A 13,619-nucleotide genomic window follows, 5' to 3' on the forward strand; every position below is an offset into this window, starting at 1 on the left:
GACCTTTAACTTCTTTAAGACCATTGTACGGTGCTGCATCACCTAAAGCTTCTTCTAAACGTAGAAGTTGGTTGCCCGTAGTTAATAAAGAGCAGCAATACGGTTTGAACGGCTTAATGCTCTTTATCCCAAAAAAGTCAAAAAAAATCCCCAACCTGAGTTGAGGATTTAGCAATCTAAGATTTAAAAATCACATTCTATTAAAAGAATTACTGACCTTTAACTTCTTTAAGACTGAAGCTATAGAGGTGCTAAGCACCAGTCAAATTACTGACCTTTAACTTCTTTAAGACCATTGTACGGTGCTGCATCACCTAAAGCTTCTTCGATACGTAGAAGTTGGTTGTACTTAGCAACACGGTCAGAACGGCTTAATGAACCAGTTTTGATTTGGCCAGCAGCAGTACCAACAGCTAAGTCAGCGATAGTTGCATCTTCAGTTTCACCAGAACGGTGAGAGATAACAGCAGTGAAACCAGCGTCTTTAGCCATTTTGATTGCAGCTAAAGTTTCAGTTAAAGAACCGATTTGGTTAAACTTGATTAAGATTGAGTTAGCAATACCGTTGTCGATACCACGTTTAAGAATCTTAGTATTTGTTACGAATAGATCGTCACCAACTAGTTGAATTTTATCACCTAGTAATTTAGTTTGGTGTGCGAAACCATCCCAGTCAGACTCGTCAAGACCATCTTCGATAGAAACGATTGGGTACTGTTCAGTAAGATCTTTAAGGAAGTAGTTGAATTCTTCAGAAGTGAATTTTTTACCTTCACCTTTAAGGTCGTAGATGTTTTCTTCTTTGTCGTAGAACTCAGATGCAGCACAGTCCATCGCTAATGTGATGTCTTTACCTAGCTCGTAACCAGCGTTTGCAACAGCAACTTTGATTGCAGCAAGTGCAGCTTCGTTAGATGCAAGGTTTGGAGCGAAACCACCTTCATCACCAACAGCTGTTGAGTGACCGTCAGCTTTAAGTACTTTAGCAAGGCTATGGAATACTTCAGCACCCATACGTAGACCTTCACGGAAGTTAGCAGCGCCAACAGGTTGGATCATGAATTCTTGGATATCTACAGAGTTATCTGCGTGCTCACCACCATTGATGATGTTCATCATTGGAAGAGGCATAGAGTAAACACCAGAAGTACCGTTTAAGTCAGCGATGTGAGCGTATAGAGGTACTTTCTTAGAAGCAGCAGCAGCTTTAGCAGCAGCTAGAGAAACAGCTAGGATAGCGTTTGCGCCAAATTTAGCTTTGTTTTCTGTTCCGTCTAGGTCGATCATGATTTGGTCAAGCTCAGCTTGTGCAAGTGCATCTTTGCCAGCTAGTGCTTCAGCAATTGGACCGTTAACAGCTTCAACAGCTTTAAGTACACCTTTACCTAGGTAACGTGCTTTGTCGCCGTCACGTAATTCAAGTGCTTCACGAGAACCAGTAGATGCACCAGATGGAGCAGCAGCCATACCGATAGAACCGTCAGCTAAGTGAACTTCAGCTTCTACAGTTGGGTTACCACGTGAATCCATGATTTCACGACCAAGTACTTTAACTATGTTTGACATGATTTTTCCTTTGTTTTAGTAAAAATAAATATTTATTAACTATCTACAACTAGTTGTATTCGATCAAACAACTATTTATGTGCTAATTTTTTAACAAACTAATGCGATCTGGTCAACAAAAACTATTAAAAACGACCTTGTTGATGATCTATCGCAGCTTTTATGAACCCTTTAAACAGTGGATGACCATCTCGAGGTGTTGACGTAAACTCCGGATGGAATTGCGCAGCAACGAACCAAGGGTGGTTAGGATTCTCAATTATTTCCACTAATTTTTTATCTTCAGATAATCCAGTCACTAATAAACCCGCTTTTTTGATAGCCGGTAATAAGTTATTATTTACTTCGTAACGATGACGGTGACGTTCAAAAATTTCTTTGCTGCCGTACATTTCTAGTACTTTAGAGTTATCAGCTAAGTGACATTTCTGAGAACCAACACGCATTGTACCGCCTAAGTCAGAATCTTCAGTACGTTGTTCAACTTCACCTGATTTATCAATCCATTCAGTAATTAAACCAACCACTGGATTTTCAGATTTTTCATCAAACTCTGTAGAGTGAGCATTTTTAAGGCCTGCAACATTACGTGCAAACTCAATTAATGCTACTTGCATCCCCAAACAAATACCTAAGTAAGGGATTTTATTTTCACGTGCATATTGTGCTGCAAGGATTTTACCTTCAACACCACGCTCACCAAATCCACCAGGGATTAAGATAGCGTCAACACCTTCAAGTAGTGATAAACCTTTAATCTCAACGTCTTGTGAGTCGATGTATTTAATTTTAACCGTCGCTGCACTTTTCAAGCCGCCGTGTTTCAGGGCTTCATTCACTGATTTATAAGCATCAGGTAATTCAATGTACTTACCAACCATACCAATAACAACTTCGCTGGTTGTATTTGCTTCTTCTGAAACAACCTTTGACCATTCACTTAAATCAGCTTCAGGACAATCTAAACCAAAACGCTCAACACAAATTTGATCTAAACCCTGTTGTTTTAATAATGCAGGAATTTTGTAGATAGAATCAACATCGCGTAATGAGATAACTGATTTTTCTTGAACATTACAGAATAATGCAATCTTAGCGCGCTCATTTGCAGGGAAGCTTACTTCACTACGACAAACAAGAATATCAGGTTGAATTCCTAAACTGCGCAACTCTTTTACCGAGTGTTGTGTTGGTTTAGTTTTTACTTCACCAGCCGTTTTTAGGTAAGGTAATAACGTTAGATGCATAAACATCGCATTATCACGGCCTACTTTTAAACCTAATTGACGAATCGCTTCAAGGAATGGCTGTGATTCAATATCACCAACAGTGCCACCTAATTCAACGATTGCAACATCATAGCCTTCACCGCCCGCGACAACACGTGCTTGAATTTCATTAGTGATATGCGGGATAACTTGAATAGTTGCGCCTAAGTAATCACCACGACGTTCTTTTGCTAGTACGTCAGAGTAAATACGACCTGTCGTAAAGTTATTACGTTTAGTCATCTTGGTACGAATGAAACGCTCATAGTGACCTAAGTCAAGATCCGTTTCTGCACCATCGTCAGTCACGAATACTTCACCGTGCTGAATTGGGCTCATTGTACCCGGATCGACGTTAATATATGGGTCAAGTTTTAGAATCGTTACGTTTAAACCACGCGCTTCTAAAATTGCAGCCAAAGAACCTGCGGCAATACCTTTACCAAGCGAAGAAACAACCCCGCCGGTTACGAATACATATTTTGTTGTCATAATAACCCTGACCCATTAAAGAATAAGAAAAAGAGAACCTATTTCAACAACCAATAAAAAACCACAACAACAAGACTCAACTCATAAAATAAGTAAAGTATAATTATGTAATGTGTGACAGCGTTTATAAGTATGAAGAAATTTGAACATTTAGATGGGAATGCAGTATAGCAAGCACACTTATTTTCAACAATCTTTTATAAGCATTATTTACTAAAGACTCAACCAGTATCGTTTATTAATACTGATTAAGCCTTAGGGGAACAGGTTAGAACTTAATGAAAGGGTTATTTTAGAGTAGAAAAGTCATAATAAATACCGCCTTCTCTATTCACAGCAGTATTACCTAACCCTTTGCTACACAGCTCATCTAATACTTGTGTTGCGTTTTCAATGGTGACTTGGCAGGTCGTTGCGACTTCAAATGCGGTAAGCTTATAGTTGTTAGCTTTAATTAATTTCAATACAACTCGTTCAAACTTTTCATGCTCAACCGAACGCAATGCTTTAGAAGCTCGCTGAAAAAGGTACCAGCCCGCCCCTGCTAAAATACAAGCTAACGGCAAAAATAACACTCTGCTAAAGGTCAGCACCACTAACAAAGCTGCAATCCCCATTATCCAATAAGAAAGTGACTGCATTTTTTTATATTTTTCAATGAAGTCCGAACGGTCTGCATGCAAATCATTAATATCAATTTGCTGTATCGGTTCTCTGTGATTCTGTCTTAATTTAGGTGGAGAAAAATGATAACGCTCGCCAATCTTGTCTAGTCCTTGAGAAAACCCTTGGCCTACCGCACGAATTGTCCAACCATTATTACCTCGATATAAATTTAACAGCACCATGGTATTATAATTTTTATCGTTTGTTTCAGAGATATACTTTGCTATCTTTTGACCTGTGAAGGTATTGGTTAATGCAATTTCAATAAAATCTGCACTGCTGATCCGCTTCGCACTAGAGCGTCGCGTCACTAACAATTGTACCTTAGTGATATCCTCTGGAATTAAATCCAAATTAATTAATACATCACGCTCAGAAACCTTAACACCATCACCCCGTAACACCTTATTTTCTTGATACAAGAAGTCCTTAATATTGTTAACTTTATTATCACGATTAATGGCAATAACATTTAACGCAAGGTCATCTAGTTTAGGTACTACAGTCAGGGCACAGGTAATAGCAGTACAGTGTTGAAAGTGCTTTCCAAGTGATAAGTTTTGGCCTTTTTTAAGCTCAACATTATCAAGAAACATCGCTTCTTCTACTTTATCCTGAGCATCTTTAGTTTGTTCATTGCTCGAGATAGTCTGTTCAGGCACAGCGGCTTGTTCAATGGAGAAGCCAAGTTGTGTCAGTACCTCTTTAACCGTCGATTTCACTGCTTGTAATTTATAGGCTAATTTCCAAACACCTTTACGTAAGTAGAACTCACATAACAGCACACTTTTATCTGTTTCAGTAAAGGCATCGACTGCCATAGTGGCAATACGCCCTACTTTTGTTTCATTAACTCGGATCTCAAAAGCATCGGTTTGTGCTAATGAATAGCGACTCAGTTCAGGGAGAAAACCATAAAAAGCAATACGGTCAACCTGTGACGGCACCTTTGCAAAATCAATTGAAAAGTGTCGCCCAGTTGCATCTTGCTCTACTGCATCAGGCAGTATGATATTGTTAATATCAAGTTTAGTTTGAGATGCCGGCTCACCATTGCTAAAAGCAAGTGCATGAATGGTAAGATTCAAATCACTTTTTAAACTACGCCACGCAAAATCAACCTCTGCTACAGCGACATTTTCAATGGGTATATTTTGGCCTACAACTAACTTCATAAATATTTACTTCTCAATGAGAACAACATGGGGGCAAAGCACAATTTTAATAGATAAAAATAAGAGATACCCTATTAAACTGAGCTAAAAATTGATTCCCTATTAGTATCAAATTTTGACCTTAAAATAAAATAAATCTCTTTTTAAAAAGCATTATTTATTATGCTTAATCTCATTCCAAATCGCATCTAACTCGTTCAAAGTGCAATCACCCATTTCTTTACCAAGTGATCTGACATGCGCTTCAACACGTTTAAAGCGAGACGAAAACTTACTATTTGCTTGGGTTAATACTTGCTCTGGGTTTGCCTTAAGGTGACGAATAAGATTAACGTTAGCAAATAACAAATCACCTAGCTCATCAACAATACGTTCTTTTTGCTCAACTTCATCTAAATCTGTGCGTTTAACTTCCACCAGCACTTCATCAATTTCTTCGTGAATTTTAGCGACAACAGGCTCCAACTCAGCCCAATCAAAGCCAACACTCGCAGCACGTTTTTGAATTTTATAAGCACGGGTTAAAGCGGGTAACGCCAATGGGATATTATCTAAAACACTTTCTTGTTTATTTTGAGACTGAGCTTTTTTCTGACGCTCTTTCTCTTTTTCCGCCTCCCAGTTCGCATTAATTTCAGCATCCGTTTTTAAGTCAGAATTAGAAAAAACATGAGGATGACGACGAATCAATTTCTCATTTAATACCGCTAAGATGTCATCAAACTCAAATAACCCTTGTTCTTTGGCCATTTGTGCATAAAAAACGACCTGAAATAATAGATCTCCTAACTCACCTTTTAAGTCATCAAAGTCTTTATTCGCAATCGCATCAGCCACTTCATAAGCTTCCTCTATTGTATGTGGTACCACACTATCGAAGGTTTGTTTGAGATCCCAAGGACACCCTGTTTCCGGCGTACGAAGCTGCTGCATAATAGAAAGTAATTGCGTTAAATTTGCTGACATGAAAAATTCCCAAAGAGCTAAAGTTAGATTTATGCAGGAATCATAAATGCTCGCTTGGGCCGATGCAAAGTTTTATCAAAAATCAATTAAAACAGGACTATCTAAGGTTTGTCATGGGTGAGTAAAACTGGATACCTTATTAAAGTCACCTAACTGTTTTAAGTGAGACAAATACCTGTATTGTCATTAAAGGTAAGAGATATAAATTGAGAGGAAAGTATAACGTAAAAACGCGTTAACTGATCATATCATTAACGCGTTTTGAGCAATAAGAGCGAGTTATAGAATGTGATTGCGCCCTTCAATCATTAAACGTTTCATTTCACTCACCGCTACTGAAAAACCATCGACCAATGCACGTGCAACAATCGCATGACCGATATTTAACTCTTCAATTTCCGGTAATGCAGCAATTGGCTTAACATTATGGTAATTCAAACCGTGGCCTGCATTCACTTTAATACCAGCTTGATGACCATAAGTTGCAGCTTTAGCTACACGCGCTAACTGCTCAGCTTCAACCTGATCTGTTTCAGCATCTGCATATTGGCCAGTATGTAATTCAACATAAGCGGCTTTCATTTTTACAGCAGCATCAATTTGTGCTGCTTCTGGGTCAATAAATAAGCTCACTTTAATATTAGCGGCATTTAAACGGCTCACAGCATCAGCAATTTTATCGTAGTTACCGACAACATCTAAACCGCCCTCTGTGGTTAACTCTTCACGCTTTTCTGGTACTAAACAAACAAAGGTTGGCTTAGTTTTTAACGCTATTTCAACCATTTCATCAGTCACAGCCATTTCTAAGTTCATACGTGTTTGTAATGTTTGCGCTAATACAGCAACATCACGGTCATGAATATGACGGCGATCTTCACGTAGGTGAATAGTAATACCATCTGCACCTGATGTTTCGGCAACTGCGGCTAAGTGTGCTGGTTCTGGATAACATGTGCCACGTGCATTACGAAGTGTAGCAACGTGGTCAATATTCACACCTAATAAAATCTTGCTCATGTTCTTTCCTTGTTTTTATTTTATTTAGTCGTAAATAATGAACGACTATGCAACGGCTTATCACCTAATAAATTAGCGAGTGCCTGACGACAAAAACGTTTTGCCATTTTTAACGTCGCTTCACTGTCTAAATTTCGTTGGGATAAATTAATAATATCTTCTCCATCATAAACCTGTTCAGGCTTACAAATCGCTTGCTTAGCAAAAAAACCTAACTGTTGTTGATATTGGTATTGGAAGCCAGGCTCGATCAATTGTTCGCTATACACATCACGTTCAAAGTTAACGCCATAACCTAATGTTTCTAGTAATGTTAGCTCGAATAAGCGTAGTGATTTTTGTGGGTCTTGGTCGCGAGCAATACTAATTAAAGTACGTTGATAACATTCAAACAATCCATCACAGGCTGTTTCTGCCTGCAATAAGCGATATAACAACTCATTAATATACATAGCGATGTATAAACGTTGTCCATGTAAAGGAACCACTTGAGTTTGTGCTTCTAAGGATTTAACGGTTTTTAAATTACCTCGGCCAAAGTAGCTGGCCAATAATAAAGTAAAAGGCTGAGCCATACCACGCTTCATGCGAGTACTGCTTCGCCCACCTTTGAAAACCAGGCTAACTTTACCAATATCTTGGCAAAACAAATCAACGAGTTGACTTGTTTCACCGTAGGGGCGTCGATGTAAAATAAACGCATTGTGGCACTCAATCGACATTCAAAACCCTTATTTGCGAAATTGTAACGTGTAATTAACCGTTATAATCATCGCCATAACCCAATGAGCGTAATGCTCGGTCATCGTCAGCCCAACCAGATTTAACTTTAACCCAAATCTCTAGGAAAACTTTTGAGTCAAATAACTCTTCCATATCGATTCGAGCTTGTTTACCAATGGCTTTTAGCTTCTCACCTTTGTTACCAATTACCATGCGCTTTTGGCCATCACGCTCCACCAAAATAAGTGCATTGATATGTAATACGCCATTGGCTTTCTGCTTAAACTGTTCAATTTCAACGGTTACAGAGTAAGGTAATTCATCACCTAAAAAGCGCATTAGTTTTTCACGTACAATTTCAGACGCCATAAAACGTGAAGAGCGATCGGTAATATAATCATCAGGGAAGTAGAATTCTGACTCAGGTAAAATATCTTTTGCCCATTGTCTTATTTTCTCTACATTATCGCCTGACTTAGCTGACATAGGTAAAATATGTGCAAAATTAAAACGCTCACCTAATTTTTGAAGATGTGGCAATAACAGCTCTTTATCTTCAACATTATCAATTTTATTAACCGCTAAAATAACCGGACATTTTTGATGAGTTAGTTTTTTTAATACCATTTCATCATCGTCATTCCAGTTTGTCCCTTCTACAACAAATACCACCATTTCAACATCATTAATTGAACTAGAAGCAGCACGGTTCATTAAGCGGTTAATTGCGCGCTTTTCTTCAATGTGTAACCCCGGCGTATCAACAAAGATAGTTTGGTAATCACCATCGGTATCAATACCTAAAATACGGTGACGCGTTGTTTGCGCTTTACGTGATGTAATACTTACTTTTTGTCCAAGTAAAGCATTGATAAGTGTCGACTTGCCTACATTAGGACGCCCGACGATTGCGACTAAGCCACATTTTTGAGTCATTATTTAGCTCCTAAATAGATCAAAGTTAAGGTTAAAATGAGTGGAAAATAAAAAGCATTGGCAAGTAACATTATTGGTCACCTAGCAAAGCTGTTAGCATATTTTGTGCTGCTATTTGTTCCGCTTTACGGCGGCTAGTACCTTTACCCTGCATCGCTTCCATTCCGTCAATTTTACAACTCATTGTAAATTGTTGGTTATGTGCTTCGCCTTTTACATCTAATACTTCGTAAACAGGTAAAGCCTGCTTACGTGATTGTAAATGTTCCTGCAAACGGGTTTTAGGGTCTTTCTGATTAATGCCAGGCTTAATACTTGTTAAACGGCTAGCAAACCAGCTTAATACCAGTTTATTAACGGTATCAATGTCTGAATCTAAAAAGACAGCTCCAATAATCGCTTCAACACCATCAGCGATGATAGAGTCGCGACGGAAGCCGCCACTTTTAAGCTCACCAGGGCCTAAGATCAAACAATCACTTAAGACAAACTCACGGCCTATTTCCGATAACATTTTACCGCAAACTAAGGTCGCACGCATACGGCTTAAATCACCTTCATCCACTTTTGGAAAACGTTTATATAAGTCCGTAGAAATAGCAAAACTTAAAATCGAATCCCCTAAAAACTCTAAACGCTCATTATGCGCACCCAATGCACTGCGGTGTGTTAATGCTTGCTTTAATAAAGAGAAATCAGAAAATTGATAACCAATACGTTTTTCTAAACGTTTTAATTCATCGTCGATCATCTTCATTGGATAGCTCCTATACGCTCAAAACGTATGTTACTTGGTACCCAAGTTGGTAATAAGTCACTTTCTTTACGATCAAAATCAAAGCTGATCCATTTCGCTACTGCTTTACCGACTAAGTTACGCTCTGGTACAAATCCCCAGTAACGGCTATCTCGGCTATTATCACGATTATCACCCATCATGAAATAATGTCCTTCAGGTACAACCCATTCATACTGATAAGTTGCCACATCTTGTTGTTGATAATACGCTTGAACTTGCTCTCTTCTTAGTGGGTTAATCAATAGTTGATGCTCAACATCCCCCAATACTTCAGAGTAAACTTTTACTGTATTACTTTCGTGTTTAAAGTCTTTCTCACCAATAAAGCTCATGTCTAATGCTTGGTAATCGCCACACTCAGCTTCACCACAAGCAGGCACTAAGTATAGATGCTTATCTTTATAAACAATACGATCGCCCGGTAAACCGACAACACGCTTGATGTAATCAATACGTGGATCTTCTGGGTATTTAAATACCGCTACATCACCACGTTTTGGATGGCTTGTTGGAATTAATGTGTTTTGCCAAACAGGCTCTTTAATACCGTAAGAGAATTTCTCTACTAAGATGAAATCACCTACTAACAGCGTTGGCATCATCGAACCCGATGGGATTTGAAAAGGTTCATAGATAAACGAACGAAGCACAAATACCACTGCAATAACAGGGAAAAGGCCGCGTGCATTCTCAATGATTGGGTTTTCAGGGTACATTTTAGCTAATGCTTTATCGTCTAACTTAACCGCTGATTGAGCTTGTAAATCTGCATAGGCTTTTTTACGTTTTTTAGCCCACTTTATCTTATCAATAACCCAGATAACCCCAGTGACCAAGGTTAAAATCACTAATATTAATGCAAATGTATTTGCCATTATTTTTCCTATCAATTGTATAAATCAGATTAATTATTTTGGTAACTAATATGACTCGTTTAAAATACAAAATGCGTTGATTAGATGATCAACGCATTTCACTTAAGTGTTGCTTACTTTGCTTACAGAGTTAACAATCAGTAAGTCATCACACACTAAAAACTACTTATCTTTACCGATATGCAGTACCGCTAAGAAAGCCTCTTGAGGAACATCAACATTACCCACAGACTTCATACGTTTCTTACCTTCTTTCTGTTTCTTCAACAGTTTTTTCTTACGGCTAATATCACCACCGTAACATTTTGCTAATACGTTTTTAGTTAATTGCTTAACCGTTGAACGCGCAATAATTTTACTACCAATCGCCGCTTGAATAGCAATGTTAAACATCTGACGAGGGATCAGCTCTTTCATTTTTTCCACTAAGTCACGGCCATAGCTTTCAGCGTTATCACGGTGTGTGATTAAGGCTAAGGCATCAACACGGTCACTATTAATAAGTACATCTACACGCACCATGTCAGACGGTTCATAGCGAACAAAGTTATACTCAAGTGATGCATAACCACGACTGGTCGATTTCAAGCGGTCAAAGAGATCCATAACCACTTCGCCCATTGGGATTTCATAAGTTAATGCAACTTGATTACCATGATAAGCCATCTTAGTTTGTACACCACGCTTGTTGATACACAAGGTAATAACATTACCTAGGTAGTCTTGCGGTACCAGAATATTACATTCTGCAATCGGCTCACGAATTTCACTAATATCATTAGTCGCTGGCAATTTAGCTGGGCTATCCACATATTGGATTTCACCGTCATTCTTTTCTACTTCATAGATTACCGTTGGCGCAGTAGTAATTAAATCAATGTCATATTCACGCTCTAAACGCTCTTGAATGATTTCCATGTGCAATAGACCTAGGAAACCACAACGGAAACCAAAACCTAAAGCAGATGAGTTTTCTGGCTCATACAATAACGACGCATCATTAATACTTAACTTACCTAACGCATCACGGAAGTTTTCGTAATCATCAGAACTTACTGGGAATAAACCAGCATAAACCTGTGGTTGAACACGTTTAAATCCAGGTAATACTTCTGGAGATGGGTTATCAGCTAAAGTTAAAGTATCACCTACTGGTGCGCCTAAAATATCTTTAATACCAGAAATAACATAACCGACTTCACCGGCTTTTAAGATACCTGTTTCTTTTTGCTTAGGCGTAAAGTAACCCACTTTAGTCACTAAATGAACTTGACCAGTAGTCATTACTTTCATTTTATCGCCGACTTTAATTTGACCGTGCTTAATACGCACCAATGACACTACGCCTTGGTAATTATCAAACCATGAATCAATAATTAGTGCTTGAAGTGGTGCATCAAGATTACCTTCTGGTGGCGGGATCATTTTCACAATCTCTTCTAAAACAAGGTCAATACCAATCCCTGTTTTAGCAGAACAACGAACAGCTTCCGTTGCATCAATCCCAACGATGTCTTCAATCTCTTCAGCAACACGCTCTGGTTCTGCTGCCGGTAAATCAATTTTGTTTAAGATAGGAACAACTTCTAGCTCCATATCTAAAGCGGTGTAACAGTTTGCTAATGTTTGAGCTTCAACGCCTTGTCCTGCATCAACCACTAATAACGCACCTTCACAGGCAGCTAATGAACGTGATACTTCATAAGAGAAGTCAACGTGTCCAGGTGTATCAATGAAGTTTAATTGGTAAGTTTCACCGTCTTGCGCTTTATAATCTAAGGTAACACTTTGCGCCTTGATGGTAATACCACGCTCACGCTCGATATCCATAGAGTCAGTTACTTGCGCGGCCATTTCTCGTTCGCTTAACCCACCACAAGTGCTGATTAAACGATCTGACAGGGTAGATTTACCATGGTCGATATGGGCGATGATTGAAAAGTTACGAATATTTTTCATGAATACTATAAATACCTTATTAGTGACTTATCTAGGCGAGTGAGATACCGACTATTAGCTTATTAATAATCTCTTTATCTTAGCGATTTAACATCTGTTAGTGAGACTTTCTATATCGCTTTCACACCTAATTTTATTGTCTGATTGTAATATGCTTCATTTCAGCACATTAATTGCCGTGCATTCTAGCTAATTTCTATTTCAATCGCTATCTTTAAACACTTTTCAATACAATCAAATACGCCCTCTTAATAGCGAAATTAAGGGATTGATAGAGCATTTGATATTCCACAGACCTCACAAAAGTTCAAAAAAAAGACATTAATTGGCCATAAAACAGACACAAACCAAGTGTTTCAGCTCACACTTTTAACTTTTCCTAGATAAGTTTTAGTAACATTTAGCAATCTATTAACGCTCCCCCTTCTTTTTGTCATACAATGGACGCAGCTTTTAATGGATTGATGATGGCAAGGATAAAGCCACTCTTCTCAAAAGCGTCATGAGTGACGTTCTACAATGTAAACTGTTACTCACGGTTCTATTTCTTTTTCTATTATTTTTTGAGGTTATTTAATTATGAAATCAAACACTCCTGTGTTGCTTTCTGTTGCAGTTGCTATTATTGGTGCAATTGTACTTACTTTCGCACCAATTAATGTAAGCGGTGCAATCTTATTTGCCGTAGGTGCGGTAATAACGGGTTTTATCATTCAGATGGCAAGTTTAAGTAAAAACACTGCAGCAGCTGCAACATCAAGCACTCCTGCAAATGACATTACTGACGTTGCAACAACGACACTTTATGTTGGTAACTTACCTTACCGCGCTAACGAAATGGCGATCCGCACTTTATTCTCAGAACACGGTAAAGTGGTATCGGTACGATTAATGAAAGACAAACACACAGGTAAACGTCGTGGATTTGGATTTGTTGAAATGCCAGAAGCAGATGCAGCCAATGCGATCAACGCATTAAACGAGCAAGAGTTCCAAGAACGCTCATTAAAAGTACGTGAAGCAAACGAACGCGTTCCACGTGAGCCTTCAGCTTAACCCCCATTTTTAAATAAAAATCCGAGCGCTGCACTCAGCCCTCGGATTTTTTATCCCCATTTTTCATTATACCAATTATATTAAATAAGTGATCTAAATTTTACGCAGAAAAAATGAC

At 38.5% G+C, this 13,619-nt stretch carries 11 protein-coding genes; 1 reads left to right on the forward strand and 10 read right to left on the reverse strand.

All coding sequences use genetic code 11. The features are described 5' to 3' along the window. Positions 1-267 precede the first annotated feature (267 nt). The 10 genes from eno to lepA form a co-directional block, all read right to left on the reverse strand. Positions 268-1,566: a phosphopyruvate hydratase gene (gene eno / locus V6256_RS13475; RefSeq protein ID WP_341598748.1), complete on the reverse strand. Its 1,299-nt coding sequence runs from the start codon at positions 1,564-1,566 to the stop codon at positions 268-270. Between the two features lie 125 nt (positions 1,567-1,691). Next, positions 1,692-3,326 carry a CTP synthase gene (locus V6256_RS13480; protein ID WP_341598749.1) on the reverse strand — a complete coding sequence of 545 codons (1,635 nt, stop codon included), beginning with the start codon at positions 3,324-3,326 and terminating at the stop codon, positions 1,692-1,694. 287 nt (positions 3,327-3,613) lie between these two features. Further along, positions 3,614-5,167, reverse strand: coding sequence for a TerD family protein (locus V6256_RS13485; protein WP_341598750.1), 1,554 nt, complete (start codon positions 5,165-5,167; stop codon positions 3,614-3,616). 153 nt (positions 5,168-5,320) lie between these two features. After that, complete coding sequence (gene mazG, locus V6256_RS13490) at positions 5,321-6,133, reverse strand: nucleoside triphosphate pyrophosphohydrolase (RefSeq protein ID WP_341598751.1); 813 nt, start codon at positions 6,131-6,133, stop codon at positions 5,321-5,323. A 279-nt stretch (positions 6,134-6,412) separates the two neighbouring features. After that, positions 6,413-7,153: a pyridoxine 5'-phosphate synthase gene (gene pdxJ / locus V6256_RS13495; protein ID WP_341598752.1), complete on the reverse strand. Its 741-nt coding sequence runs from the start codon at positions 7,151-7,153 to the stop codon at positions 6,413-6,415. A gap of 20 nt (positions 7,154-7,173) precedes the next feature. After that, a complete protein-coding gene (gene recO / locus V6256_RS13500) occupies positions 7,174-7,875 on the reverse strand; it encodes a DNA repair protein RecO (RefSeq protein WP_341598753.1) in 702 nt (233 codons plus the stop codon). A gap of 34 nt (positions 7,876-7,909) precedes the next feature. Further along, positions 7,910-8,812, reverse strand: a complete 903-nt coding sequence (gene era / locus V6256_RS13505; RefSeq protein WP_341598754.1) for a GTPase Era — start codon at positions 8,810-8,812, stop codon at positions 7,910-7,912. Between the two features lie 70 nt (positions 8,813-8,882). Continuing rightward, positions 8,883-9,563 carry a ribonuclease III gene (gene rnc, locus V6256_RS13510; protein WP_424141068.1) on the reverse strand — a complete coding sequence of 227 codons (681 nt, stop codon included), beginning with the start codon at positions 9,561-9,563 and terminating at the stop codon, positions 8,883-8,885. A 2-nt stretch (positions 9,564-9,565) separates the two neighbouring features. Further along, a complete protein-coding gene (gene lepB, locus V6256_RS13515) occupies positions 9,566-10,486 on the reverse strand; it encodes a signal peptidase I (protein WP_341598756.1) in 921 nt (306 codons plus the stop codon). A 162-nt stretch (positions 10,487-10,648) separates the two neighbouring features. After that, entirely contained in the window at positions 10,649-12,445 is a 1,797-nt protein-coding gene (gene lepA / locus V6256_RS13520; RefSeq protein WP_341598757.1) for a translation elongation factor 4, read from the reverse strand. A 579-nt stretch (positions 12,446-13,024) separates the two neighbouring features. Between lepA and V6256_RS13525 the strand changes: the two genes are divergently transcribed. Continuing rightward, a complete protein-coding gene (locus V6256_RS13525; RefSeq protein WP_341598758.1) occupies positions 13,025-13,501 on the forward strand; it encodes an RNA recognition motif domain-containing protein in 477 nt (158 codons plus the stop codon). The last annotated feature ends 118 nt before the right edge of the window (positions 13,502-13,619 follow it).

Origin of the sequence: Psychromonas aquatilis (assembly GCF_038155185.1) — a bacterium.
Taxonomy (GTDB): domain Bacteria; phylum Pseudomonadota; class Gammaproteobacteria; order Enterobacterales; family Psychromonadaceae; genus Psychromonas; species Psychromonas aquatilis.

Bases quoted from the DNA above. Each gene is read 5' to 3' on its own strand.
- lepB (WP_341598756.1), bottom strand. From the start codon at position 10,486: ATGGCAAATACATTTGCATTAATATTAGTGATTTTAACCTTGGTCACT.
- V6256_RS13480 (WP_341598749.1), bottom strand. From the start codon at position 3,326: ATGACAACAAAATATGTATTCGTAACCGGCGGGGTTGTTTCTTCGCTT.
- recO (WP_341598753.1), bottom strand. From the start codon at position 7,875: ATGTCGATTGAGTGCCACAATGCGTTTATTTTACATCGACGCCCCTAC.
- eno (WP_341598748.1), bottom strand. From the start codon at position 1,566: ATGTCAAACATAGTTAAAGTACTTGGTCGTGAAATCATGGATTCACGT.
- mazG (WP_341598751.1), bottom strand. From the start codon at position 6,133: ATGTCAGCAAATTTAACGCAATTACTTTCTATTATGCAGCAGCTTCGT.
- rnc (WP_424141068.1), bottom strand. From the start codon at position 9,563: ATGATCGACGATGAATTAAAACGTTTAGAAAAACGTATTGGTTATCAA.
- V6256_RS13485 (WP_341598750.1), bottom strand. From the start codon at position 5,167: ATGAAGTTAGTTGTAGGCCAAAATATACCCATTGAAAATGTCGCTGTA.
- lepA (WP_341598757.1), bottom strand. From the start codon at position 12,445: ATGAAAAATATTCGTAACTTTTCAATCATCGCCCATATCGACCATGGT.
- era (WP_341598754.1), bottom strand. From the start codon at position 8,812: ATGACTCAAAAATGTGGCTTAGTCGCAATCGTCGGGCGTCCTAATGTA.
- pdxJ (WP_341598752.1), bottom strand. From the start codon at position 7,153: ATGAGCAAGATTTTATTAGGTGTGAATATTGACCACGTTGCTACACTT.
- V6256_RS13525 (WP_341598758.1), top strand. From the start codon at position 13,025: ATGAAATCAAACACTCCTGTGTTGCTTTCTGTTGCAGTTGCTATTATT.